Annotated in this window: 27 protein-coding genes; 25 read left to right on the top strand and 2 right to left on the bottom strand. The window is 41.4% G+C overall.

Features of this window, described 5'->3' with window-relative positions; all coding sequences use genetic code 11:
* Window positions 1-87: 87 nt before the first annotated feature.
* The 4 genes from tsaE to hfq all read left to right on the top strand — a co-directional run bounded on the left by tsaE (window position 88) and on the right by hfq (window position 4,122).
* Window positions 88-567: a tRNA (adenosine(37)-N6)-threonylcarbamoyltransferase complex ATPase subunit type 1 TsaE gene (tsaE, locus tag FTU79_RS06565; RefSeq protein WP_180007348.1), complete on the top strand. Its 480-nt coding sequence runs from the start codon at window positions 88-90 to the stop codon at window positions 565-567.
* On the top strand, window positions 557-2,569 hold the full coding sequence (mutL, locus tag FTU79_RS06570) for a DNA mismatch repair endonuclease MutL (RefSeq protein WP_180007347.1): 2,013 nt from the start codon (window positions 557-559) through the stop codon (window positions 2,567-2,569). The genes tsaE and mutL overlap by 11 nt, the downstream gene beginning before the upstream one ends.
* A gap of 6 nt (window positions 2,570-2,575) precedes the next feature.
* The gene (gene miaA, locus FTU79_RS06575; protein ID WP_180007346.1) at window positions 2,576-3,520 is read left to right on the top strand and encodes a tRNA (adenosine(37)-N6)-dimethylallyltransferase MiaA; all 945 of its coding nucleotides are present in this window, start codon (window positions 2,576-2,578) and stop codon (window positions 3,518-3,520) included.
* A 92-nt stretch (window positions 3,521-3,612) separates the two neighbouring features.
* Window positions 3,613-4,122 (top strand): RNA chaperone Hfq, encoded by a 510-nt coding sequence (hfq, locus tag FTU79_RS06580; protein WP_180040220.1) that lies wholly within the window; start codon window positions 3,613-3,615, stop codon window positions 4,120-4,122.
* Between the two features lie 170 nt (window positions 4,123-4,292).
* Here hfq and FTU79_RS06585 read toward each other — a convergent pair whose 3' ends face one another.
* Together FTU79_RS06585 and FTU79_RS06590 are read right to left on the bottom strand one after the other, a co-directional pair.
* Window positions 4,293-5,600 (bottom strand): peptidylprolyl isomerase, encoded by a 1,308-nt coding sequence (locus FTU79_RS06585; RefSeq protein WP_180049331.1) that lies wholly within the window; start codon window positions 5,598-5,600, stop codon window positions 4,293-4,295.
* Window positions 5,600-8,071, bottom strand: a complete 2,472-nt coding sequence (locus FTU79_RS06590) for an LPS-assembly protein LptD (RefSeq protein ID WP_180049333.1) — start codon at window positions 8,069-8,071, stop codon at window positions 5,600-5,602. The genes FTU79_RS06585 and FTU79_RS06590 overlap by 1 nt, the downstream gene beginning before the upstream one ends.
* A gap of 120 nt (window positions 8,072-8,191) precedes the next feature.
* Between FTU79_RS06590 and FTU79_RS06595 the strand changes: the two genes are divergently transcribed.
* The 21 genes from FTU79_RS06595 (at window position 8,192) to FTU79_RS06695 (ending at window position 24,944) form a co-directional block, all read left to right on the top strand.
* Complete coding sequence (locus FTU79_RS06595; protein WP_180007342.1) at window positions 8,192-9,205, top strand: aminoglycoside phosphotransferase family protein; 1,014 nt, start codon at window positions 8,192-8,194, stop codon at window positions 9,203-9,205.
* Entirely contained in the window at window positions 9,205-9,894 is a 690-nt protein-coding gene (murU, locus tag FTU79_RS06600; protein ID WP_180049335.1) for an N-acetylmuramate alpha-1-phosphate uridylyltransferase MurU, read from the top strand. Before FTU79_RS06595 ends, murU begins: the two co-directional genes overlap by 1 nt.
* Window positions 9,895-9,978: 84 nt before the next feature.
* Window positions 9,979-10,611, top strand: a complete 633-nt coding sequence (gene rsmG, locus FTU79_RS06605; protein WP_168378887.1) for a 16S rRNA (guanine(527)-N(7))-methyltransferase RsmG — start codon at window positions 9,979-9,981, stop codon at window positions 10,609-10,611.
* A 24-nt stretch (window positions 10,612-10,635) separates the two neighbouring features.
* Window positions 10,636-11,418, top strand: a complete 783-nt coding sequence (locus FTU79_RS06610) for a ParA family protein (RefSeq protein WP_078188958.1) — start codon at window positions 10,636-10,638, stop codon at window positions 11,416-11,418.
* Complete coding sequence (locus tag FTU79_RS06615; RefSeq protein ID WP_168378888.1) at window positions 11,415-12,302, top strand: ParB/RepB/Spo0J family partition protein; 888 nt, start codon at window positions 11,415-11,417, stop codon at window positions 12,300-12,302. Before FTU79_RS06610 ends, FTU79_RS06615 begins: the two co-directional genes overlap by 4 nt.
* A gap of 31 nt (window positions 12,303-12,333) precedes the next feature.
* Complete coding sequence (locus tag FTU79_RS06620) at window positions 12,334-12,975, top strand: MotA/TolQ/ExbB proton channel family protein (RefSeq protein ID WP_180049337.1); 642 nt, start codon at window positions 12,334-12,336, stop codon at window positions 12,973-12,975.
* A gap of 13 nt (window positions 12,976-12,988) precedes the next feature.
* The gene (locus FTU79_RS06625; RefSeq protein ID WP_078193671.1) at window positions 12,989-13,411 is read left to right on the top strand and encodes a biopolymer transporter ExbD; all 423 of its coding nucleotides are present in this window, start codon (window positions 12,989-12,991) and stop codon (window positions 13,409-13,411) included.
* Entirely contained in the window at window positions 13,411-15,138 is a 1,728-nt protein-coding gene (msbA, locus tag FTU79_RS06630; protein ID WP_180007340.1) for a lipid A export permease/ATP-binding protein MsbA, read from the top strand. Before FTU79_RS06625 ends, msbA begins: the two co-directional genes overlap by 1 nt.
* 3 nt (window positions 15,139-15,141) lie before the next feature.
* Complete coding sequence (gene lpxK / locus FTU79_RS06635; protein WP_180049339.1) at window positions 15,142-16,155, top strand: tetraacyldisaccharide 4'-kinase; 1,014 nt, start codon at window positions 15,142-15,144, stop codon at window positions 16,153-16,155.
* Between the two features lie 3 nt (window positions 16,156-16,158).
* Window positions 16,159-16,920 (top strand): 3-deoxy-manno-octulosonate cytidylyltransferase, encoded by a 762-nt coding sequence (kdsB, locus tag FTU79_RS06640; RefSeq protein ID WP_180049341.1) that lies wholly within the window; start codon window positions 16,159-16,161, stop codon window positions 16,918-16,920.
* Between the two features lie 13 nt (window positions 16,921-16,933).
* Window positions 16,934-17,917 carry a DNA polymerase III subunit delta' gene (locus FTU79_RS06645; RefSeq protein WP_180049343.1) on the top strand — a complete coding sequence of 328 codons (984 nt, stop codon included), beginning with the start codon at window positions 16,934-16,936 and terminating at the stop codon, window positions 17,915-17,917.
* A 15-nt stretch (window positions 17,918-17,932) separates the two neighbouring features.
* Window positions 17,933-18,274: a PilZ domain-containing protein gene (locus FTU79_RS06650; RefSeq protein WP_111885061.1), complete on the top strand. Its 342-nt coding sequence runs from the start codon at window positions 17,933-17,935 to the stop codon at window positions 18,272-18,274.
* A gap of 31 nt (window positions 18,275-18,305) precedes the next feature.
* Complete coding sequence (locus FTU79_RS06655) at window positions 18,306-19,079, top strand: TatD family hydrolase (protein WP_180049345.1); 774 nt, start codon at window positions 18,306-18,308, stop codon at window positions 19,077-19,079.
* 42 nt (window positions 19,080-19,121) lie between these two features.
* A complete protein-coding gene (locus FTU79_RS06660) occupies window positions 19,122-19,736 on the top strand; it encodes a TetR/AcrR family transcriptional regulator (RefSeq protein WP_168378896.1) in 615 nt (204 codons plus the stop codon).
* A gap of 9 nt (window positions 19,737-19,745) precedes the next feature.
* Window positions 19,746-20,303 carry a type II secretion system protein gene (locus FTU79_RS06665; RefSeq protein ID WP_180049347.1) on the top strand — a complete coding sequence of 186 codons (558 nt, stop codon included), beginning with the start codon at window positions 19,746-19,748 and terminating at the stop codon, window positions 20,301-20,303.
* The gene (gene gspI, locus FTU79_RS06670) at window positions 20,293-20,685 is read left to right on the top strand and encodes a type II secretion system minor pseudopilin GspI (RefSeq protein WP_180049349.1); all 393 of its coding nucleotides are present in this window, start codon (window positions 20,293-20,295) and stop codon (window positions 20,683-20,685) included. The genes FTU79_RS06665 and gspI overlap by 11 nt, the downstream gene beginning before the upstream one ends.
* Window positions 20,686-20,731: 46 nt before the next feature.
* Window positions 20,732-21,352, top strand: coding sequence for a type II secretion system minor pseudopilin GspJ (gene gspJ, locus FTU79_RS06675; protein WP_180049433.1), 621 nt, complete (start codon window positions 20,732-20,734; stop codon window positions 21,350-21,352).
* 49 nt (window positions 21,353-21,401) lie between these two features.
* Window positions 21,402-22,349, top strand: coding sequence for a type II secretion system minor pseudopilin GspK (gene gspK / locus FTU79_RS06680; RefSeq protein ID WP_180049351.1), 948 nt, complete (start codon window positions 21,402-21,404; stop codon window positions 22,347-22,349).
* A 130-nt stretch (window positions 22,350-22,479) separates the two neighbouring features.
* Window positions 22,480-23,076, top strand: a complete 597-nt coding sequence (locus FTU79_RS06685) for a 6-carboxytetrahydropterin synthase (protein ID WP_180007335.1) — start codon at window positions 22,480-22,482, stop codon at window positions 23,074-23,076.
* Window positions 23,077-23,112: 36 nt separating this feature from the next.
* Window positions 23,113-23,826: a uracil-DNA glycosylase gene (ung, locus tag FTU79_RS06690; RefSeq protein ID WP_180007388.1), complete on the top strand. Its 714-nt coding sequence runs from the start codon at window positions 23,113-23,115 to the stop codon at window positions 23,824-23,826.
* Window positions 23,823-24,944 (top strand): enoyl-CoA hydratase/isomerase family protein, encoded by a 1,122-nt coding sequence (locus FTU79_RS06695; RefSeq protein ID WP_180049353.1) that lies wholly within the window; start codon window positions 23,823-23,825, stop codon window positions 24,942-24,944. Before ung ends, FTU79_RS06695 begins: the two co-directional genes overlap by 4 nt.
* Window positions 24,945-24,946 lie beyond the last annotated feature (2 nt).

Raw genomic sequence — 24,946 nt, forward strand, 5'->3', positions numbered from 1 at the left:
AAAATGCTCAATCTGTAGTGTGAACATATCCATTTTAGCCAGTGCGATGCTATCATATTTAATTCTTATGTACATGTTGTGAGTAATATGCAGTATTCATTCAGTCTGGAACTTAATAGTGAAGTCGATACCCAAAACTTAGCTACCGTACTGGCGACGCATTTTACGACGGGTGTAGCGTATTTAATTGGTGACTTGGGTGCAGGAAAGACCACGTTAACACGTTATTTTTTACAACACTTGGGTCATCAAGGTGCGGTAAAAAGTCCAACCTATACATTAGTTGAACCTTACAATATTCAAGGACAAGATATTTTTCATTTTGATTTATATCGTCTGAATGACCCTTATGAGCTTGAACTTATGGGTATCCGTGATTATTTAGAAACGCCGAACGCCCTATTTTTATTTGAATGGCCATCTAAAGGGGGCGACGAAATCCCTGAGGCTGATTTAATTATTAATATTGAAAAGTCTGCGGATGAAACCACCCGTACAGCGACTTTAAGCTCTTCTTCAGAAACTTTGCAAAACGCTTTGGAGCAAAAATTTAACCATGCTGAATGAAATCAGTGCCCGCCGCATTCGAACGCTTGATCCTGCCTTAGCCAACCAAATTGCCGCAGGGGAAGTGATTGAACGTCCTGCTTCTGTGGTCAAAGAATTACTGGAAAATGCCATTGATGCAGGGGCGACTGAGCTGATTGTTCGTATTGAACAAGGCGGCAGTACACTGATTGAAATAATAGACAATGGTCGGGGTATTCACCCTGAAGATCTACCTTTGGCGGTCATGCGCCATGCCACAAGTAAAATCCAAACTGCTGAAGATTTGCATGCCATTGTAAGTCTAGGTTTTCGTGGGGAAGCCTTGGCTTCGATCGCTGCGGTGTCTCGTTTGACATTGACCAGTAGCCAAAATGATGACGGTGTAGGCTATCAGGTCGAAGTAAATGGCACCGCATTTGATTCGCAAGAAATTCAGCCTGTGGCAGCGACGCAAGGCACCACCATCCGTGTGCAAGATTTATTTTTTAATGTGCCTGCACGGCGTAAGTTCCTCAAAAAACCGGGGACTGAGTTTGGACATATCGAAGAAATTGTCCGTCGTTTGGCACTGACCCATTTTGATATACGTTTTGTCCTTGAGCATAACAATAGTATTAAGCTGAACTTGCCTATTGCAGACAGTGGCGCGCTCCGTTTTCAGCGGGTACAACAATTATTAGGCCGTCAATTTACTGAAAATGCGTACTGGATAGATGCTGATAGCGTCAATATGCGTCTCAGTGGTTGGTTAGGCCATCCTTCAGATGCACGTGCGCAGGCCGATATGCAATATGTCTATGTGAATGGACGTATCGTAAAAGACAAGACCGTTTCACATGCACTTCGCATGGCTTATGACGGTATTTTGCATGGGCATCAACATGCCGCTTATTTGTTGTTTATGGAAGTTGATCCAGAAAATATCGATGTGAATGTGCATCCAACCAAGCATGAAATACGTTTTCTAAATCAACGTGAAGTACATGAGTTTGTGCGCCATTTTGCCAAATCGACTTTAGCGCAATTTCAAACCGCGACAGCCGAATTGTCATCTGCAATGAAACTCGACGGGCAGGCACACGAAAATATTATTCCGCAGCCGCGTCATCAGGAACAATTTTCATTACATCAATCTCAGCCAGTTGCAGAGCAAGGTTCAAATTTTGTCAGTCCAGAGATCTCAGGCGGACTCACTGACTTTAGTTCACCTGCAACAGTGCAATATGCTTCTAATCATGCGCCAACAGGGCAGGAAGCTTATACACAGCAATATTCAAATGCGTCGAACAATAGTGCTGGATATCAGTCAAATTTAGCGGGTTCCAGACAGCTCAATAATGCATTGCAAAGTTATTTGGCGCCTTTACGTCAAACTGAGTCGTTAAATGATCCGGATACCGCATTGGCTGAACATATTCAGCAGAAAGTCGATGAGCATCCTTTGGGGATTGCCATTGCGCAATTGCATGGTATTTATATTTTGGCCCAAAACACCGAAGGTTTAATCATTGTTGATATGCATGCGGCACATGAGCGCATTGTTTTGCAACAAATGAAAACTGCTTGGGATAAACCTGAGTTTTGGACATCGCAGCAATTGCTGATTCCTAAAGTCGTGAGCATCAGTAGGATGCAAGCGATGCGCGTCGATGAGCTCAAAGAACAATTGGCACGCCTAGGTTTAGAAATAGATCAATATGGCGATGAGCAAGTTATTGTCCGAGGTGTTCCTGCCATTTTGCATAAAGCAGACTTTGATGCGCTGATTCCAGATTTATTAAATGATTTAGACCCAAGTGATCAGGTTGCAGGGTTACTACAAAAGCGCGATCAAATATTGGCAGGCATGGCCTGTCACGGCGCTGTACGCGCACACCGTATTTTAAGTCTATCTGAAATGAATGCATTACTGCGTCAGATGGAACAAACTGAATTTGCCAGCCAATGTAACCATGGACGTCCGACGTGGCGTGCGTTTCCATTGGCACAGCTAGATAAACTTTTTGCTCGGGGAGAGTAGTTTTACATGTCAAATCAATTGCCGGTCATCAACTTAATGGGACCAACTGCAAGCGGTAAAACCGCCTTGGCATGTGAATTATACGAGCAAGGTGGATTCGAATTAATTTCTGTCGATTCTGCTTTGGTTTTTCAGGATATGGATATTGGTACGGCCAAGCCGAGTAAAGCTGAGTTGGAGAAATATCCACATCATTTGATTGATATTATCAGTCCGCTAGAAGTGTATTCGGCAGCGAACTTTGTGGAAGATGCGTGTGTGCTGATTGATGATATGCATGCACGAGGTAAAACACCGATATTAGTCGGTGGTACAATGTTGTATTACAAGGCTTTATTGGAAGGGTTGTCTTCAAATTTACCAAGTGCAGACTATGCCGTACGTGCTGAAATTGAAGCCAAAGCTGAGTCGCAAGGTTGGGATGCTGTATATGCAGAATTGTGCAATGTAGACCCATTGGCAGGTGAAAAATTTAAACCGAGTGATAAGCAACGAATTATCCGTGCGCTCGAAGTTTTTAAGTTAACCGGTAAACCCATTACTCAGTTACAAGCTGAGCAACCTAAAAACGTACCATACCGATACAATTTTCATAATTACGCATTATTGCCCGACCGATTAGAATTACATGAGCGTATAGCTCGACGTCTAAAAATAATGTGGGAAATTGGATTTTTAAATGAAGTGAAAGCTCTCATTGAAAAATACGATTTAGATGAAAATTTACCCTCTATGCGCTCAGTTGGATATCGTCAAGCTTTAGATTTTTTGAAAAATAGTGATCAAAGTAGCGAAAAACAGCGTGAAATGGAGGATAAGGCACTTTTTGCAACACGACAACTTGCAAAACGTCAATATACTTGGTTAAGATCTTTGCAAGAAACGCATAAATTTACTACATATTTAACTGCGCAGCAGGCTCAAGAAGACTTGCGAAAGTGCTACGGATAAAGCAAAATTTACAGACTACCTTTTTGATAATTTTTAATTGAAAAGTAAAGGTAGCTTTTGCGCTGATTTTTATTATTTTTTGGAGTTATAACATGTCTAAAGGTCAAACTTTACAAGATCCGTTCTTAAATTCTCTCCGTAAAGAACGTATTCCAGTGTCGATCTTCCTTGTAAACGGTATTAAATTGCAAGGTCATATTGAATCTTTCGACCAATACGTTGTTTTATTAAAAAATACTGTAAGCCAAATGGTTTACAAACACGCTATTTCAACTGTTGTTCCAGCACGTAACCCACGTCCTGCTGGTGCTCCTGCTGGTGCTCAAGGCGCTGCTGGCTTCGGTGGTCAACAAGGCGGCTTCGGCGGCCAACAAGGTGGCTTCGGTGGTCAAGGTGGCTTCGGTGGTCAAGGTGGCTTCGGTGGTCAAGGTGGCTTCGGTGGTCAAAGTGGCTTTGGTGGTCAAGGTGGCTTCGGTGGTCAAGGTGGCTTCGGTGGTCAAGGTGGCTTCGGCGGTCAAAGTGGCTTCGGCGGTCAAAATGCTGGTTTTGATGGCGAAACTAAATTTGAAGATGCTCAAGACGACGAAAACAACAATCGTTAATTGAGTTAAAAAAACCTCCCAAATGGGAGGTTTTTTTTTGCCTATAAAAAGAGTAGATGGTTTAAATACTGGTTTTTTAATAATTACTACAACTAATAATTACTACAACGCTGAATAATGATAAGAATCGACATAAAAAACCAGCCGAAGCTGGTTTTTTGTTTATTCACTTATTTCTTTTTACGATCTAGAGCAGGGTCTTTAATTTCAACATAGGCATTGTTGCGTATTTCACGTAACCAGCTGTCCAGTTCAGTGTTAAATTGACGCTCACCTAAAATCTGACGTGCCATACGTTCTTGTACTTCATGTGTCATGTCTTGTTGACGTGTATCTGTTACTTGCAGGATGTGCCAACCAAACTGAGATTGGAAAGGTTTGCTGATTTCACCTTTCGCTGTTGATTTCATCATCGCTTCAAATTCTGGAACCATAACACCTGGGCTAACCCAACCTAAACTACCACCATTGGCAGCAGAACCGGTGTCATTCGAGAATGTTGAAGCCAAGACAGCAAAATCTTCACCTTTTTGCAGGCGGTTATACAAGCTGTCTATCATTTGTTTTGCGTTTTCAGGACTCACCACTTCAGAAGGTTGAATCAAGATATGGCGAGTTTGGTATTGTGGAACAATGGCTTTTTGTTCGCCACCTTTACGGTCAACCAATTTTAAAACATGAACGCCATCACGTACTGAAATCAGTTCAGTGGTTTGACCGACTTGCAAAGGTGCTACACGTGCAGCAAGTTCATCTGGAATATCAGATAAGTTGCGGAAGCCCATATCTGCACCGTCAACTTTAATGTCTTTGGTGCTGTATTTGTTGGTAATCGCTTTAACATCGTTACTTGCTGCCAGTTCTTTGCGAATGTCTTCAGCGATTTTAACGGCATTATCACTGCTAGCAACGCGTACATGTAAGACGTGGACTTGATTACCTAGCGCAGCTTGACCTTGTGGTGAACTTAAGAAGTTTTTCACATCTTGGTCACTGATTTGAATACGAGAAGTGACCAACTGTTGGCGTAGGCGTTGTAACGCGATGTCTTCAGCGATACGTGCACGTAAACCTGCATAGGTATTTGGCGCAACAGCATCTAATTTTTGCTGAAATGCTTCTAAGCTTGGAGAGCCGGCGTCTTTTGCAACTTTAAGTACGGCTTCATTGAGCGATTTTTCATCCGCTTTGACATTATATCGTTTAACCTGTTCAAGCTGTGCTTGGCGCGAAATCAGCTGTTCTAAAGCTTGTTGCTGCAAATATTCAGTCGGTGGGACGGTTTGTTTTTTTGCTTGAAATTGATGAGTGATCTCGGCAATGCTTTGATCAAGATCACTACGTAGAATCACGCTATTGTCAACGACAGCTACAATTTCATCTTTAGGTTGCGCAGCAGCAAATACAGATACAGAAGTCGATATGCAAAGTGCCAAGGCTGACGCTTTAAAAATTTGTTTTAACTGTTTTGTCTTCATTAACGTTCTGTCCAAGATTGATTAATATTGTTAAAACCCAACACTCGGTTTTCAAGCAAAGAGGTTAATTTATTGTTGAAGCCACCTAAACCTTTTAGAGTGAACTCCGCCATAATGGCACGTTTTGGTTTAACATCTGAAGATGTTACATCATCTAAATCGTTATAGTACGAACGACCATAAACTGAAACACCCCAGCAGCATGACTCGTAGTTCACACCAAGTAAATATTCACGCGCAATACTGTTGTCGAGGTCATATTGTGCATGACCAATAATACGCCAGTTATTGTGAATAGGTTGAATAAACGATGCTACTGCTTGGTCATAGCTGTCTTGGCGATTCGGAATGTCTTTACGATAGAAATAACCGACATTGTATAAATTGCCTTTATTTCCTGTGTAATACATTTGAATATCGCGCTGAGCATTATCACCATTCGCCATCCATGCTGAATTGGCATTCACACTGATGCTGTCAGATAGTTGGCTAGAAATGCTCACGACAGGGCCGGTATGGCGTTCGGTATCAAATTTATCAGAGACGTTGTTTAGAGTGACGCGACGGTCTTCAAAATAGAAGCTTTGACCAACACTGGCTTTTAAACGCTCAAGACCTACATCATCAAATAAACTATAGCTTAAACCTAGAGATGCGAAGTTGTTGTCTTCTAAACGGTCATTACCGTAGAAGCGACGCGGGCTAAATAATTGGTCATAGTTAATTGACGCTGTGGTTGAGTCAAAGTTCGGGTTAGTGTCTTGGTTTTTGTATGGAGAATACGCATAGAAGAAGCGAGGCGTTAAGGTTTGTAGATAACGACCTTCGCGCTCCATCACAAGACCCGCATCTAAAGTGAATTGCGGTACAACGACCGACTTACTTTCATTTGATGAACTAATGTTTTGTGCATTAACGGTGTCTTGATCGTAAATGGTGTTGACGTTACGAATCGTTGCTTCAGGAATCACAAATGACCATGGGGTACGATAGTTATAACGCACACTAAAGTCGTTATAAATACGTGCACCACTTGGCTCATACATTGTCGCATCACTATTGTTTTGCGGAATATTATCGCCACGCAGATTCTTTTTAAAATATGCTGTATCGTTGTTAAATTCGTACTGTAAGCCGAGCGGATTACCAGTCTTGTAGTTCAGTAGGAATTGCGGCAAGCGCGCATACGGACGGTCTTCATCACTGACAGTTTTATCCAGTGTTTGGAAGTCTTCAACTTTAAGCTGTGCTTTTAGGCCGGGGATACCATTTTTATAATTGAGTTCCCATGCACGGCGTAAGTTCAGGTCAGTTTTTGAGTTTGGATTATTATTGAGATCTGAGAAATAGTCTTTATCAGATGCATAGTTATATTCTAAATTTGTCGTGAATTGATCGTTAATTTTCCAGTTATGGAGGAAATGTAAGTCTTTACGATCTTGATCGTCATACTTTTGGTCGGATGGTAAATAACCACCCCACACCATCCCTGAACCAAAGTTTTTGGTCAAATAACGGAATTCACCTTCCATCATTGCGCCACGGTCTGCAATATAACGTGGTGTTACTGTAGCATCATAGTTTGGCGCAAGGTTTAGGTAAACTGGTACTGCAAGTTCAATACCGCCATCATTGGTAAAACCAAAGCTTGGGGTCAAAATACCTGTGGTACGGCGGTCATCAATCGGGAAGTTGAAGTAGGGTACAACCATCACAGGAACATCTTTTACATAAAGTGTTGTCCCCTTGGTTTCGCCACGACCGGTTTCTTGATTCAGCTTAATTTTGTCTGCTTGAATTTTCCACGTTGGTTTTTCATCGGGTGGACAGGTGGTATAAACCGCATTTTCTAATTCAAGGGTTTCGGTTGAAGTACGTGAAATTTTCTCAGCGCGACCGTGTGCATGCTGCTGTTCAGCAATAAAGAAACTGTTATTTAAATCACCCTGTTGGGTTCTTAAATTGTAATCAATCGAATCACTTTGAGAAATCAGCCCAGACTGTGCCATTTGTACGCGGCCAGAAGCATTGGCGTAGGTTTGGGTTTTATCAATTTTGATTTGATCGGCACGAATTTGACGACCTTCTTGGTCAATCAGAACATTACCTTCAAGAATGGAGTCGCCATTCGGGTCAAAATGACCATAGTCTGCGGTAATGGTAGAGGTTGCATCTTCAGGTGCGACTGCTTTCGTTGTTGGAGCAACTGGGGTAATCCAGGTGCCTGTACAAAACGCAGAACTTAATTGATTAGTGTTGCGAATCTGTGCTTCAGGTGCAGATTTATCGACATAATATTGTTCGAAGAACTGCTGCCCCGGATAAGCTTCTGAAATGCTTTGTTTGAGTTGTTCTGTATCGTCATCCGTGGACGGGTTTGAAACAGGTGCTGCATAGCTTGGTAACGAGCTACCACATAGAAGGGTTAAGATCGCAGTCGCTAAAGGATTAAATTTAAACTGATGCTTCATTTGTCTCATTAACCAGGTATGCTTAATCGCAATTAATTATTGTCGCATCATAGAGAAAAAGTTGATAAGTAGCTACACTTAGCACTTTAAAAACTCAGCCTGTATTAGAATTTATCGCAAATGAATACACAACGTGAACAATTGATACAAACATGGATTTCATCTGTACTCGATTCAGATCAATTTGAAATTAACTTCTTAGCAGGCGATGCAAGCTTCCGTCGTTATGCACGAATCAAATTGAATAATAAAACATTTATGCTCATGGATGCACCACCAGAAAAAGAAGATTGTGGTCCTTTTGTGTCGATTGATGAATTTTTTGATGCACATGACGTGCGTGTACCACATATCGTGGCCAAAGACCTTGATCAAGGCTTCTTATTGTTAGAGGATTTTGGTGATGTTTTATTGTCCACGTTGTTGAATGATCAAACAGTAGACGCACATTATGCTCAAAGTTTTAAACAGTTGATTCAATTACAGTCAATTGATGGTACTGCTCATTTTCCTGCATATACCTATGAAAAGCTGATTTCTGAAATGGAGCTGTTAACCGATTGGTTATTGCCATCTCTACAAGTGCAGCCTACTGAAGAAGAATCGGCACTGATTAAACGTACCTTTGCTATCTTAGCCAATGCTGCATTGGCTCAGCCTCAAGTGATTGTGCATCGTGATTTTCATAGCCGTAATTTGATGGTACTTGATGGTGAGCAAGATCAGGGTGTGATTGACTTCCAAGATGCTGTGATTGGTGCAGATACTTATGATTTGATTTCTATTACACGTGATGCCTATGTGCAGTGGAATGCAGATCGCGTTTATGCATGGTTTAAGACGTTCTATGATTTGCTACCTGCATCGGCAAAAGAAGGTCGTAGCTTTGAGCAATTCAAACAAGACGCAGACCTCATGGCGATTCAACGGCATATCAAAATTTTAGGTATTTTTGTGCGCTTATTTGAGCGTGATGGTAAGTCGGGTTATCTCAAAGATTTGCCGCGCGTGATGTGGTATTTACTCGAAGAAAGTAAACCGTATGCAGAATTACAACCTTTTATGCAATTTATTCAGGCTAAAGTATTGCCGAAATTTGAAGCCAAATACGGCACTTATGAGGTTGTTGCATAATGAAAGCCATGATTTTAGCGGCGGGTCTCGGAAATCGGATGCGCCCTTTAACATTGTATAAGCCAAAGCCGTTGCTTGAAGTGGGTGGAAAACCACTGATTGTTTGGCATATAGAAAAGCTAAAAAAAATTGGCGTAACTGAAATCATCATCAATTCTGCATGGCTTGCAGATATCCTGATTGGTACTTTAGGTGATGGTTCGCAGTTTGGTGTAGATATTCGTTGGACACGTGAAGCGGAAGGTTTGGAAACAGCTGGTGGCATTATTAATGCTTTACCTTTGCTTGGGACAGAACCGTTTATTTTAGTCAATGGTGACGTTTGGACGACTTACGATTTTTCAGTCTTGCTCAATGTTGAGCTAAAAGATGATTTGGCACACTTGGTTTATGTGACTAATCCAACGCAACATCCAAAGGGTGATTTTATCTTGGATGCAGGGCGTAGTTATACCTTTGAGCAAGAACATACAGGCGAGGCACTCACCTATAGCGGGATCGCAGTTATACATCCAAACATGTTTGATGGATTGGAAGCGGGTAAGCGTCCGCTCGCACCATTATTGAAACAAGCCATGTTGGATGGAAAAATTTCTGCAGAGAAAATGCAAACTGCGTGGGTTGATGTTGGCACACCTGAGCGTTTAAGTGATCTAGATCTACAGATTCGCCAAGGCATGTACGATTAAGTGCATATTCGCTAAGCGTTAGCTACTGTTCCACGGCTTAGAAATCGGTATACTTCAGTTAATTTTTATTGAGATGTCTTCTTTATGCATCCTTTTTTTCAAGACTTAAAGCAAGGTAGTCAAAAGCTTGGCTTAGATTTGAGTGAAGAAGCATTAAATCTATTGCTGAAATACCAAGACGCCCTAGTGCTGTGGAACAAAGCGTATAACTTGACCGCTATTCGTGATCCTAAAGAAATGTTGGTTAAGCATTTATTGGATAGCTTAAGTATCCTAAATGATTTGCCTGCAGGTCGTTTATTGGATATCGGTACGGGTGGTGGCATGCCGGGCATGATCATTGCACTGTGTCAGCCTGAGCGTGAATGTGTGCTTTTAGATGCCAACGGTAAAAAAATTCGATTCTTAAAACAATTTATTGCTGACCTAAAACTAAAAAATGTCATTGCGGTACAAACACGTGTCGAAAATGAAGACAGCATTAATGAACTGGGTCAGTTTGATGTGATTACCAGTCGTGCTTTTGCATCGTTAACGGATTTTGTGGATGCGTCTAAACCGTATATGCATGAGCAAAGTATTATTGCGTCGATGAAAGGCTTAATTCCTGAAGAAGAAGTTGAAACACTGAAAAGTGATTTCAAGATTGATATCGTTGCATTAAAAGTTCCACGACTTGATGAGCAACGTCATTTAATTTTTCTTAAACGTATTTAAAATTTTCAAAGGACTGGGGTTACCATGGCTCAAATTATTGCGATTGCAAACCAAAAGGGTGGCGTAGGTAAAACCACAACGGCTGTGAACTTGGCTGCATCTTTAGCCATATTAAAAAAACGAGTTTTACTTGTGGACATGGATTCACAAGGCAATGCCACGATGGGTTCGGGCATTCAAAAAAATGATTTGCTGTATTCAGTCACAGATGTCTTACTCGGCGAAGTGCCGATTGAAACCGCCATATATAAAGCGGAAGTGGGCTATAAAGTTTTAGGTGCAAACCGTGACTTGGCCGGTGTTGAACTGGCGATTGCGGATCAAGACGGTCGTGAGTTTATTTTGCGTGAAGCGTTGGCAAGTGTTGAAAAAGACTTCGACTATATTATTGTCGATTGTGCGCCAAGTTTAAGTTTGATCACTGTCAATGCACTTGCAGCGGTACGTGCGGTGCTGATTCCAATGCAGTGTGAATATTATGCATTGGAAGGTTTGGCTGACTTAACCCAAACCATTGACCGTATTCAGCAAGCTTTAAACCCAGATCTAGAGATCGTGGGTGTGCTTCGTACCATGTACGATGCGCGTAATGCCTTAACACGTGATGTGTCTGCTGAGCTTGAACAATACTTCGGTCAGAAACTTTATGACACGGTCATTCCGCGAAATATTCGTTTGGCTGAAGCGCCTGCGCACGGTTTACCAGTAATTTATTTTGAAAAAAGCTCGAAGGGTGCAGTTGCTTATTTGAACTTGGCAGCTGAGATGTTAAAAAAAACCAAAGTAAAAAAAGGAACTAAAGCATGACCGTAAAAAAACGCGGACTGGCTAAAGGTCGTGGTCTGGATGCCTTACTCGGCTCAATCCAAAAAGAAAAACTACAGCTCGAAGCAAAAGCTTTAGATCATGGACAGTTAAAACAAATTGATGTGCATTTATTGAAACGCGGCGAGTATCAACCGCGTCGTTTCATTAAAGAACAAGATTTACAAGAACTTGCTGCATCGATTGAAAAGCATGGTGTCATGCAACCAATCGTCATTCGTCCTGTCGAAGATGAAAAGCATCCCTACGAAATTATTGCTGGTGAGCGTCGTTGGCGTGCGGCTCAGCTTGCAGGTTTAACTGAAGTTCCTGCCATTGTTCGTGACTTGAGTGATCAAGTGGCAATTGCCTTGGCATTGATTGAAAACATTCAACGTCAAGATTTGAACCCAATCGATCAAGCCATGGCTTTACAACGCTTCCATGACGAGTTTGGTTTAAGTCATCAAGAGATTGCCGATACGGTAGGTAAAGCACGTACCACAATTAGTAACTTGCTACGCCTCTTGTCTTTAGCGGATCAAGTCAAAGACTTTATGCAGCAAGGTTTGCTCGATATGGGGCATGCACGTGCGATCTTGACGTTAAAAGCCAAAGATCAGCTTAAAGTTGCTGAAATGGTGATTGAAAAAAGTATGTCTGTACGTCAAACCGAACAATTTGTTCGTGATTTGAATGCACCAAAACAACAAAAAGCGAAACCAAGTGTTTCATCAGACATTCAGCAACTGACACAACGTCTCTCTGATCGTTTCAGTGCAGATGTGAAAATTGATCATAATAAACAAGGGAAAGGCAAGCTGGTGATTAGCTACCATACTCTTGAAGAGCTAGATGGCATTTTAAATATTTGTCTAGCTGAATAATTTTTAAATTCGATTTATTGGGGAAAATCAAATGTGGGAATTAGTCAAAGCGGGCGGGTGGTTAATGATCCCGCTCGTCATTTGTTCGATCTTTACGGTAGCCGTTACCATTGAGCGCTTTATTCGTTTAAAGAAATCAATGGTGTTACCAAAAGACTTGATGATGAATGTAAACACATCGGTGAAAGATGTGGTGCAGCAGCTAAAGCAAAGTTCAACTTTACAACAAAGTACATTGGGTCGTGTCTTGGATGCAGGATATGCCAGTAAAGATCAAAACGAGCAATATGCACGTGCGCAAATGGAAGTGACTGCGTCACAAGAAATTGGTTATTTAGAAAAAAATATTAACTTTTTGGGCACTTTAAGCGCTGTTGCACCGTTACTAGGTTTGTTGGGTACGGTGATCGGTATTATTGAAGCATTCTTAATGATTGATATTGGCACCAATAGTGATCCAGTGTTAATGATGCCGGGTATTTCAAAAGCCTTGATTACCACTGCTGCCGGTATGTTAATTGCTGTGCCTGCATTATTTGCGCATCGTTATTTCCAACGTTTGGTTCAGGAATATGTGGCTGAGTTAGAACAGCAGTCGACATTATTTCATGCCGCTTTGTTTTATAAAAAAACACCTGAAGTAGAAAGTCAGGACATTCAGAAAGCCAGCTGAGTGGAGACTGCGCATGAAATTTAAACGTCGTCAGGTTGAAGATATTCATATCAACCTCACACCGATGATTGACTGTTTGATGTTCATTTTGGTGTTCTTGTTGCTCTCGACTACCTTTAACCAGATGAGTCGAATGAACCTCACTTTGCCAGATGCACAGGGTGTTCCACCTAAAAACTATGATCAAAAGATTGAAGTTGTGGTGGATTCAACAGGACATTATTCTGTCAATGGTCAATCATTGGCGAGTAAAGAAGTCTCTGATTTGAATACTGCAATTAAACAGACAGCCAATGATCGTCGTGATTTAATGTTTGTGATTGCAGCAGATGCAAAAGCAACACATCAAGATGTGATTCGGGTGATGGATGTTGCAGGTCAACTTGGATTTGTGAATATCAACATCAGTACCAAAGTTCCAACTCGAGGTTATTAGTGAAGCACGATTTTAAGGTCTATTTACGCCTATTAAGTTATTTAAAACCTTTTTGGGGAATCGGCCTGCTGGTTTTGCTTGGTTTCGGTATTAATGCTGCGACAGAAGTTTCTGTCGCAAAATTATTGGAACGCATTATTGAAGCCATTCAAAACAAAGATCAAAGCTTTACAACCTTATTTCCACTCTTGGTGGTTTTATTGATGTTCTTCCGTGGACTCGGTTTGTTCATGGGGGGATATTTTACCGCAGTGATTTCTCGAAACTTAATCTTTAATATTCGTCAGCAAGTGTTCGCAAAACTCATGCGTTTGCCTTCGCAATATTATTTAGATAATTCGAGCGGTCATATCACTGCAAAAATTATGTATAACGTTGAACAGTTGACGGCAGCATCATCTGAGTCACTGAAAACGATTGTACAACAGGGTCTGATTACCATCGCATTATTGGGTTATTTGCTCTATACCAACTGGCGTTTAACTCTGTGTATTTTGATTTTTGGTCCAATTATTGGGCTGATTATCCGTAAAGCATCCAAGCGCATGCGTAAATTATCCATGCAAGTGCAAAGTACCATGGGTGATGTTAACCATGTGGTGCAAGAGACAGTGCAAGGCAACCTAGTGGTTAAGGGCTTTGCAGGGCAAGATTATGAACAAAAACGTTTTTATGAAAGCTCAATGGAGAACTTACGCCGCGGCTTAAAAATGGTTGTGGTGCAACAACTCAATAGCCCAATTGTTCAGCTGATTATGTCGATCGCGCTCAGTATCGTGATGTATATCGCGCTACGCCCAGAGATTTTACAAGATACAACCGCGGGTGAGTTTGTTGCCTATATCACTGCCGCAGGTATGTTGAGTAAGCCAATTAAAACCTTGACGGATGTCAACGAAAAACTACAACGAGGCATGGCAGCAGCTTATTCAGTTTTTGAATTGCTTGATATGCCTGAAGAAGTAAATAACGGCACGCTTAAGCCTGCTTTGAAAGGCGATGTCGAATTTAAAAATGTTAATTTGATCTATGCCGATGGTCACCATGCGATTCATGACTTCAATTTAAAAGTGAATGCAGGGCAAACCGTTGCATTGGTTGGGCGTTCAGGTGCAGGTAAAACTTCATTGGTCAATCTGTTGGTGCGTTATCAAGAGGTGTCATCTGGACAATTGTTGCTTGATCAGCATGATATTCATGATATTGAGCTCAATAGCTTGCGTACTCAGATTTCGATGGTCAATCAGCAAGTGGTTTTGTTTAACCGTACTGTGCGTGAAAATATTGCTTATGGTCAACTCGAGCATGCAACAGATGAACAAGTCATTGCTGCTGCTAAAGCTGCATTTGCACATGATTTTATTATGGATTTACCGCAAGGTTATGACACTCCATTGGGTGCGCAAGGTTTAAACCTGTCTGGTGGTCAACGTCAACGGATTGCGATTGCGCGTGCGATTTTGAAAAATGCACCGATCTTAATTTTAGATGAAGCGACCAGTGCGCTAGATAACGAATCTGAATTTTTCATTCAGCAAGCATTTGACGCTGCGATGCAAGATCGTACTACGATCGTGATTGCGCATCGTTTATCGACCATTGAAAATGCAGACTGTATTGTGGTGATGGATAAAGGGCGTATTATTGAACAAGGTTCGCATACGGAATTGATGGCACAACGTGGTGCATATTACCAACTTCATCAGCGTAATTTTGAGGAAAATTAAGTCATGTCTTTTACACAATTGATTCAGGATGCTTGGAATGAACAGGCAAAGTGGCTCGTTGTGTTTAGACCTTTGTCATGGCTTTATCGTGGCGGCTTTTTACTCAATAAAAAACTCTATCAATCAGGTATAAAGCAAAGCTATAAAGCGCCCATTCCAGTCATGGTCATTGGTAACATCACAGTCGGTGGAAGTGGTAAAACCCCTTTGCTCATTCACTTGGTTAGTTATTTAAATAGCTTAAAGCTGCGTGTTGGTGTGATCAGTCGTGGCTATGGTGGTCAAGGACCATTTCCGGCCTATGTGGATTTAGATTCGACGGCTGAAATCGTGGGTGATGAACCGAGCTTAATCGTTCAATCTACTGGCGTGCCGATGGCAGTCGGTCCAAATCGCCAGCAAAGTATTGAGTTACTGCTATCTAAGCATGAATTGGATTTGATCATCTGCGATGATGGGTTGCAGCATTGGGCGCTTCAACGTCAGTTGGAGTGGATCGTACTGGATAATAACCGTGGTTTAGGCAATGAAAAATTATTACCCGAAGGTTATTTGCGTGAACCGAAAAAGCGCCTTGCCACTGGAACGGTCATTGAGCATTCAGCAGATCCAAGTTCTCCACTGAATATGCACTTAGAAGCGGCGCAGCCTTATTTGCTCAATAAAGATCTTGTGACGACATTTGATGCAAGTAAAGATTTTTATGCTGTGGTGGGTATCGGCTTTCCGCAACGCTTTTATAAAACCTTAGAAAATATGGGGATTCATCAATTTCAATGTCATGAATTCCCAGATCATTATGAATATGAACTGAGTGATTTGCAGTTTGAAGATGCGAATCCCATCATTACCACTGAAAAAGATGCAGTAAAAATTTTAGCGATCCTCAAAAATAATCCAGATTTTAAAAGAGAAATATGGGTTGTTCCTGTAGATGCAGTGTTATCACCTGCGTGTTATGAAACTTTGCATGCGCAGTTGAAACAACTGGGTCTGAAACTTCCCGAAGGCATTTAATTTATGAAACATATTGTTATTCCTGCACGTTTTTCAAGTTCACGTTTACCAGGTAAGCCATTGCTTGAAATTCACGGCCGTCCGATGATTTTACGTGTAGTCGATCAAGCTAAAAAAGTTGCAGGATTCGATGACCTATGTGTTGCTACAGATGATGAACGTATTGCAGCAGTATGTCGTGCGGAAGGGGTTGATGTGGTACTGACCTCTGCAGAGCATCCAACAGGGACAGATCGTTTAAGTGAAGTTGCATGCATCAAAGGTTGGGCGAGTGATGACATTATTGTCAATGTGCAAGGTGATGAACCTTTGCTTCCCGCTCAATTGGTAAAACAAGTTGCACAATTACTTGTTGATCAACCGACATGTTCGATGTCGACGCTCTGTGAGCCGATTCATAGTCTAGATGAGTTTCAACGTGACAGTATCGTCAAAGTGGTGATGTCAAAGCACAATCAAGCGCTGTATTTTAGCCGTGCGACTATTCCTTATGACCGTGATGGTGCAAAGCAAGCTGAACAAACCTTGCATGATCAGGCTTATCGTCATTTAGGCCTATATGCATACCGCGTAAAACTCCTACAAGAATATGTCACTTGGGATATGGGTGTGCTGGAAAAATTAGAAAGCCTTGAACAATTACGCGTTTTGGAAAATGGTCACCGTATTGCCATTGCTGTGGCAGAAGCGAACCTTCCACCGGGCGTAGATACTCAAGCTGACCTTGATCGTTTGAACCAAATGGATGTTTCGAACTTCGAATAAGGTTAAACGATTTATGCAAAATGAAATTGTGGCGCAAGTGTACCCTTGGCAGAAAAATACATGGAATACATTAACCAGCCGTTTTCCACAATTGGGACATGGCGTGCTTTTGTATGGCAAAAAAGGCTGTGGTAAAGAGGCATTTGCAAAACAATTTCTTGCATGGGTGCTGTGTCAAAAACGTGATGAGCGAACTGAGCCGTGTGGTGAGTGCGGGAGTTGCCAGTGGTTAAAGTCAGATACACATCCAAATTTTGTCCATATCAGTACAGATGAAGACAATAAAAAGCAAAACGCCAAAATTAAAATCGAGAAAATTCGTGATTTATTGCCTTTTGTACAGCAAACCGTAGACGGTTGGCGAGTTGTGTTGATTGAGCCTGCTGAAGCATTAAACATTGCATCATCAAATGCATTGCTGAAAACATTGGAAGAGCCGGGCGAGCGGATTGTGATTATGTTATTGGCAGAGCATTATTTGAAATTGCCGGCAACCATTCGCAGTCGAATGCAGCACTATGCATTGGATCGTATTGAACCGGAACAATCACAGCAATATTTACAGCAGCATTTGCCCGATAGTGGTGAAACCCAGCGCAAAGTTCTCATGAACTTAGCCAGTCAAATGCCATTACAAGCGATTTCATTGGCAAGTAGTGAATGGCTAAATATGCGCCAAGAGTTTCTACAAGATTGGCAAAAACTTGTGACAAAAAAAAATATGCCGATGGCAATTGCGACCAAGTGGAATAAAGCTCTGAGTTTTAGTGATTTTAGTCAAATGTTTGAATACTTGTTGTCCGATATAATTTGTGTCAAGCTAAATCAATCCATAAAAAATATAGATTTGGATTTTGGGGTGTTGGCAGAGCAATATTCGCTCGAAACACTCTTTGGGATTTATACAGAATTACAGCAGTCTAAGCGGTTCATCGAGCAGAACGTACAGGGGAATCTGGTCGTAGATGAGCTTTGCATCAAACTGATGAATGTTTAATTAAGGGGAAACATCATGCAACCACGTATGGGCGGGATCGTTCACGCTAATATTCCAGATGTGGAAACACTTTTTGCGAGCTACATGCCTTATGTCGTTGGTGGTGGTTTATTTGTACCATCAAAGCAAGCTGTGAAAATGGGTGATGAGGTTTTCTTATTGGCGACTTTGCCTGAACAAAGTATAAAAATTCCTTTGACAGGGAAAGTGATTTGGATTTCGCAAAAGCAAAATGGCATTAAACCACAAGGCTTTGGAATTCAATTAAGCGGCGAAAAAGGCGTTTATTTCAAAACAGAAGCAGAACGTTTACTTGCAGGGCTTAAATCTGAGGGGCGTAGAAGTTACACTATGTAGTTACAACAGTGAAGACTTGTAGGTACATATTGTGTTTGTAGATACCCATTGCCATTTAACCATGCTTGACTTAAGCCCTTATGAGGGTAATTTAGATCTTGCATTGGATCAGGCTCGTCAAGCCGGGGTCTCAAAATTTATGAGTATCTCGGTTGATCTAGATGACCATATCGAACTTTCAAAAATTGCATCACGTCATGCTGATGTGGGTTATTCCGTTGGGGTTCACCCATGTGAAGATCCTGCAACGATGGCTCGGGCAACAGAAGAATATCTCATTGAATTAGCACAACCTGAAAAGGTTTGGGCGATTGGTGAAACAGGGCTGGACTATTTTCATAGTACAGACTTTATTGCAGAGCAAAAAGAATGCTTTGCCCGCCATATTCACGCATCACAAGCTGTAAAAAAACCAGTGGTTGTTCATACCCGTTCTGCAAAGCATGATACGGTGGATATTATCCGTGCAGAGAAATCCACTCACGGTATTTTGCATTGTTTTACTGAAGATTGGGAAACGGCAAAAGCGGTCTTAGATTGCGGTTATTACGTGTCATTTTCAGGCATTGTTTCTTTTAAAAATGCACAAGATTTGCGTGATGTGGCCAAGCAAGTGCCACTGGATCGCGTGCTCATTGAAACAGATAGTCCATATCTTGCACCGGTGCCCTATAGAGGAAAGTCTAATGAACCAAAATACGTTCCTTATGTAGCCAAAGCCTTAAGTGATGTATATGATAAGTCAATTGAAGAGATGGCTTTCATTACAATGCAAAACTTTGAAAATCTCCTCAATCTTAAGTAAATAATTTGAATTGATATAAGAGTAAGAGAGTATAGGGTGAAGATGGATCGTCAAGCTCAGTTTAGAGCAAGAGAGGCATTAATTTTCCAAGTGGCAGAGCAGCTGCTATTGGAAAATGGCGAAGCAGGGATGACACTAGATGCGCTAGCGGCAGAACTCGACTTGGCAAAAGGGACGTTATATAAACATTTTCAAAGTAAAGATGAACTATATATGTTGCTCATTATTCGTAATGAACGCATGTTATTGGAAATGATTAAAGACACCGATAAAGCTTTTCCTGAACACCTTGCTTTCTTTATGTTGCATCACTTACATCACCCAGAACGTACAGTGTTGTTTCATCAAATTGAAGAGCGTTTATCGACAACGGGTGTGGGTATTCAACACTTGTTTAGTGAACTTTATCAAGTGCGCAAACAGCGCCTGAGATTGATTATCCGTATGACTGAGCGTTATTTGGAGTCGATTCAAAGTAGTATGCCAGTACGTGATTATCTTGCTTCAATTTGGTCACTTACACATGGTGCTGCAGCAATTTTGAACTCTAGTTTTTATCAGCGTTATTTGGGTTCAAGAGACACCTTGCGGGTTGCTTATATTGATCAAGCCTTGGCCTTACCAAAACAAGTGCATGCGGTTGCTCAATTCGCTTAAAGGCTGCTTATGAAAAGTGCATCACCATCATCGGTTCGTGGCTTCACCCTCGTAGAATTGATGGTGGTGATTGTGATTATGGGCATCATGGCCTCATTGGTACTTTTAAATATTGGTGGGACAGATCAACGCAAAGCCATGCAAGCACGCGAAGTGTTTGTAATGGATCTGAAACGAATTTTACGTGATGCAAATGATCAAGCTTTGATATTGGCTTTACAGCAAAAAGCTGGAACGGATGTCAACACGCAAAGCTATGCGGTACAAGAATATTTACCAGAACAAAAACGTGTAGAAAATAGTATTTTAAATCAGAATAATAAATGGCAAAACTATAAAGATTTTGAAACCCGAGTATTACCTGAAAATGTCTCTTTTACAATTCAGCCTTTAGATCAGCAGTATGAAAATGCCAATAATGATGATTTGTTAAATACCAATGCACCCAAGTTGATTTGGTTGGGCAATGGTGAGGTAAAGCCTGTGCGTATACAGTTTTATTTTGAAGAACGTGCCATTGGTAATGAAATCGAAATCGATCATTTAGGGAAAGTCAATGCGGGCTAAAGGATTTACGCTACTTGAAGTCATGGTGGCATTGGCGATTTTTGCTACTGCGGCAATGGCTTTGTCTAATGTTGCGATGCAATATACGCAGTCGACAGCACACGCAATTTTAAGAAATAAAGCACAATTTGTCGCGCTGAATGAAATCGCTAAGATGGAAATCAATCGTGAATGGATGACAGGTACTGCATCTAAACAAGTCACTGAACAAGGCGAACAATGGCAAATTGACAAAAAAGCCCAAGCCACCATTAGTCCAAATGTACAACGTATCGATATCCAAGTGAGTTTGATGAATGCTGAAACTGGGGGTGTTGAAGCAGGGATTAGTAGTTTAGTGTTCTTTAACTATAAGGCTCCGTTGGATGAAAATAATAACTAGAAAAAAACGTACATCTCAAGATATGCCTGTGCTTGTGCAGCAAGGAATGAAGAATCAAGCAGGATTTACCTTAGTTGAACTTTTGGTTGCGATTGCCATTTTTGCAGTACTATCTGCATTGGGCTGGAAGGTTTTTGATTATGTCTCGAAAGTGAAAGAACGAAACGCAACCCATGAGGCACGGCTCAGTCAGTTGCAAGATGCCCATCAGCAGATACTCAGAGACACGGTACAAGCTGTGCCTTTAACTGCCAATATTAATGGAGATATTCAACCAGCGCTGGTGTTGCAAAATGGCCGATTTAATTTCAGTAAGACTGGTGTCACTGACCCATTAAATCAGGGTATTGCACCTGATGAGCGAGTAGAATATCAATACAAAGCTGATGAAAAAAAATTGTATCGGCTAAAGTTTAAAAATCTAAACCAAACGGGGCATGATCAGCCAGATTCGAGTGTGTTACTAGATAATGTAGAGCAATTTAAAATCACGGTACTCAATCCAAATGAGTTAGAGAATTGGCCAGATGCTGCCGCAGATTTGAATAATGAAAAAACCATACAATTGTTACCGCGGGGCATCAGAATGCAACTCACAGTTGATGGGACAAACTACGAATGGTTATTCAGTTTGTTAAATACTGATTTTTTATTGGATAAAAAATAAGAATGGTTAACGAACAGGTAGTAGGTTCATTTGAAGTTCGGAGTTGCTTATGAAACAGCAACGCGGCATTGCTTTGCTAACTATCCTGATGATGGTAGCTTTGGCAACCATAGTTGCAGCAGGTATCGCAAAACAACAAGCCCATACTTCTGAAAATACCGCTTATGTGATGCGCCAAAATCAGTCGTTGTTATATGCGAAAAGTGCCGAAGCATTTTTTGCTGAACTTTTAGTAAATGATGCCGAAAATGCAGGGCAGGTGGATCACCTCCAAGAAAATTGGGCTCAGCCTATGCCCGCCTTTCCAGTGGAAGGTGGAACTGTTGCAGGTGTGCTGCAAGACGAATCTGGAAAATTTAACCTCAATAGTTTGGTTTCAGAAGAGGGTGTGGTAAATGACAAAGCAAAGCTATGGTTTGAAAAAATATTGCAGCGTGTTGGTTTACCCGCAGAATTAAGTCAAGCCGTGATTGACTGGCAAGATGAAGATGATGAGACCTCTGGCCCAATGGGAGCAGAGCTGGCGTATTATCGTGGTTTAAATAATGCGGCACTACCGCCAAATGCAAAATTCCATAGTGTGGAAGAGCTGAAATCAGTCCGTGGTTTTGAAGGTGCTCAATATAAACTGATTGCGCCTTATGTGAGTAGCTTGCCCTCGCATGAAACAACAGTAAACATTAATACCGCTCCTGCATTTTTGTTAGCGACCTTGGATGATCGTTTAGATGTCAATGCAGTCGAACAAGCTTTGCAACAAAAGGCAGCCAAATTTGAACATTTCGAAAATATCAATGACTTATGGGTAATGGAGCCATTTGCACAGGTGAGCACAGAAAATCGAGAAGTTTTAAACTCACAATTGGGTGTGCAGTCGAATTATTTTAAAGCGCAAATTGAAATTATTTTAAATGAAAGAAAGCGTCAATTTACTAGTGAGTTAGTCCGAAAAGATAAAGATGTATATGTGGCTTTTCGCAGTATGGCACCATTTTAGGTCTTAAATATCGCTAAATTTTCATGATGCCTTTTCCCAATTGTGCTGAACAGCAAAATTAATGCCTCTTGTTAGACTTTTGCATTATAATCTCTGAGAACCCATAGATTATTTGATTGCATTACGACATATGTTAATTCGTAAGTTATTTAAGTTTGAAAACGCGCATATCGTGCGTAATTGCACGTCAGACCGTTGCAAACGTTCCATTCATGGACACAGTTATAAAGTCGAACTATTACTCAAAGCATCGAAACTTGACCATGGACAAATGGTTTACGATTTCGGTTTGCTCAAAGGGGTAATTAAAGACTTATTTGACAGTTTTGATCACGCGATTTGTTTTTGGCAACATGATGATGCCGAGTACATTCGTGCTTGCAAGCAGTTCAGCGCACGTTGGGTTCAACTACCCGTATCGCCTTCAGCAGAACAGTTTTCACGGATCTTCTTTTACTTAGCACAACAAGTTCTAAAATCAACAGAAACTCAAAATGGTGAGGGTGATGTTGAAGTGTATTCTGTGATCGTGCATGAGACAGACACAGGCTATGCGCAAAGCTTTTTAGAAGATATCGACAACGCACAAATGGGGCTGTTGCAGTTAGATCAAATCGTCTTTTCCGAACAGGTTCAGTCGGAATGGAACGATCCCCAGATGTATGAAAAATTAAAACAGGGTCAAAAATTTTTAAACCCTGCAGTTGATTTACAAGTTAAAATTTAAGTAAATATTTGGTTTTATTAGGATTAGTTAACAGTGATGTCTTTAACAGAAGAGCAACAAGCAAAACTCGCTAAAGTGCAGCTTGATGCTAGCTGGAAATATGGCCTAAGTGAGTTTCTGCTTAGCCCCCGCATGGATGAGTTAAAAGACTTTCTGCTACAACAAATCAAACAGGATAAAGTGATTTATCCACCGAATCCGCTGATTTTTAATGCCTTAAACACGACGCCTATGGCGAATGTAAAGGTGGTGATTTTAGGCCAAGACCCGTATCATGGGCCAAATCAGGCACATGGCTTGAGTTTTTCGGTACAAAAGGGGGTTGCATTACCACCTTCTTTACGTAATATTTTCCATGAGTTAAATACCGACCTTGGGGTACCTGTGTCAAAACATGGGGACTTAACACGCTGGGCAGAACAAGGTGTTTTGCTTTTAAATGCGGTACTGACTGTTGAGGCTGGGCAACCAACTTCACATCAAAAACGTGGCTGGGAAGATTTTACAGACCATGTGATTGATGTTTTAAATGAGCAACGTGAGCATATTGTCTTTATTTTATGGGGGGCATATGCACAGCGTAAGGGACAACGCATTGACCAAAATAAGCACTTGGTGCTAAAAGCCGCGCATCCATCTCCTTTGGCTGCAAACCGCGGTGGTTTTTTTGGTTGTAAGGTGTTCTCAAAAAGTAATAATTATCTTAAACAAAATGGCATTGAGCCAATAGACTGGCAGCTGGACGCATGACTTATTCTCCCGTTTCAAAAAATTATCACCCAGATCTGATTGTTGAAGAAGCGAAAAATGGCTGGCGCATTGTTCGCCTGAATCGCCCAAAATCGCTTCATGCATTAGATGAATCTATCTGTACAGCGTTGCTTGAAGTCTTTCAGGACTTTCAACATGATGATGCTGTTAAAGCGATTTGGTTGGATTCCACTACGCCGAAAGCATTTTGTGCAGGTGGCGATGTACGCAAATTGCGACAATTGGTGGTCAATGATGAAGTTGAAACGGCGAATAAATTCTTTGAACAAGAATATGCCCTAGATTTGCTGCTGCATAACTATGCAAAGCCGATTTTGGTTTGGGGCGAAGGTTATGTCATGGGTGGTGGTTTAGGTCTATTTATGGCCGCACCTTTCCGTTTGGTGACACCTTATTCGCGTTTAGCAATGCCTGAAATTAATATCGGTTTGTATCCAGATGTAGGTGCGACGCGTTTCCTAGCTGACCGTGGTGCTATTGGTTTGTTTACGGGATTAACAGGCTCGATTATGACCGCAGCAGGTGCTTATGGTATCGGCTGGGCAACCCACATTTGCGATGCACAGCGTGATAATGTACTTGAAACTGTCATTAATATTGATTGGGATCATTATCCAGCGGGCGATTTTCGTGCCATTGATGACACTTTAAATAGTATGCATCGTCCTGTGGGGCCGGGGCCATTACAAAACTCGTTAGATGTGATTCAAAGTGTGTGCCGTGGGCATAATTTTGAACATGACTATGAATCAATTATTGGTTTAAGTGATGCGCGCAGTGATTGGTTACGCCAAGCCAGTGAAAATCTACAAAAAGGTTCACCTGCAACCGCCGCATTAACATGGTTGTTGTGGCAGTGGGGGAAAAAAGTGCATTCTTGGAATGAAGTGTTTGAACTAGAAACTCAAATTTCAGAGTGGAAAATTCGTCATGCGGACTTTGTGGAAGGTGTGCGCGCCCGCCTAGTCGATAAAGACCTGTCTCCAGAATGGAAAAAAGGTACAGATCTTTCCCTCAAAGGAATTCTGGCTGATGAGCCTCCTGTAACCAATATTGACAGTTGGAATGCGCTGTTAAGACAGTATGGTGTAATTTAATT

This window comes from Acinetobacter sp. YH12144, from assembly GCF_013418345.1.
GTDB classification, from domain to species: Bacteria; Pseudomonadota; Gammaproteobacteria; order Pseudomonadales; family Moraxellaceae; genus Acinetobacter; species Acinetobacter amyesii.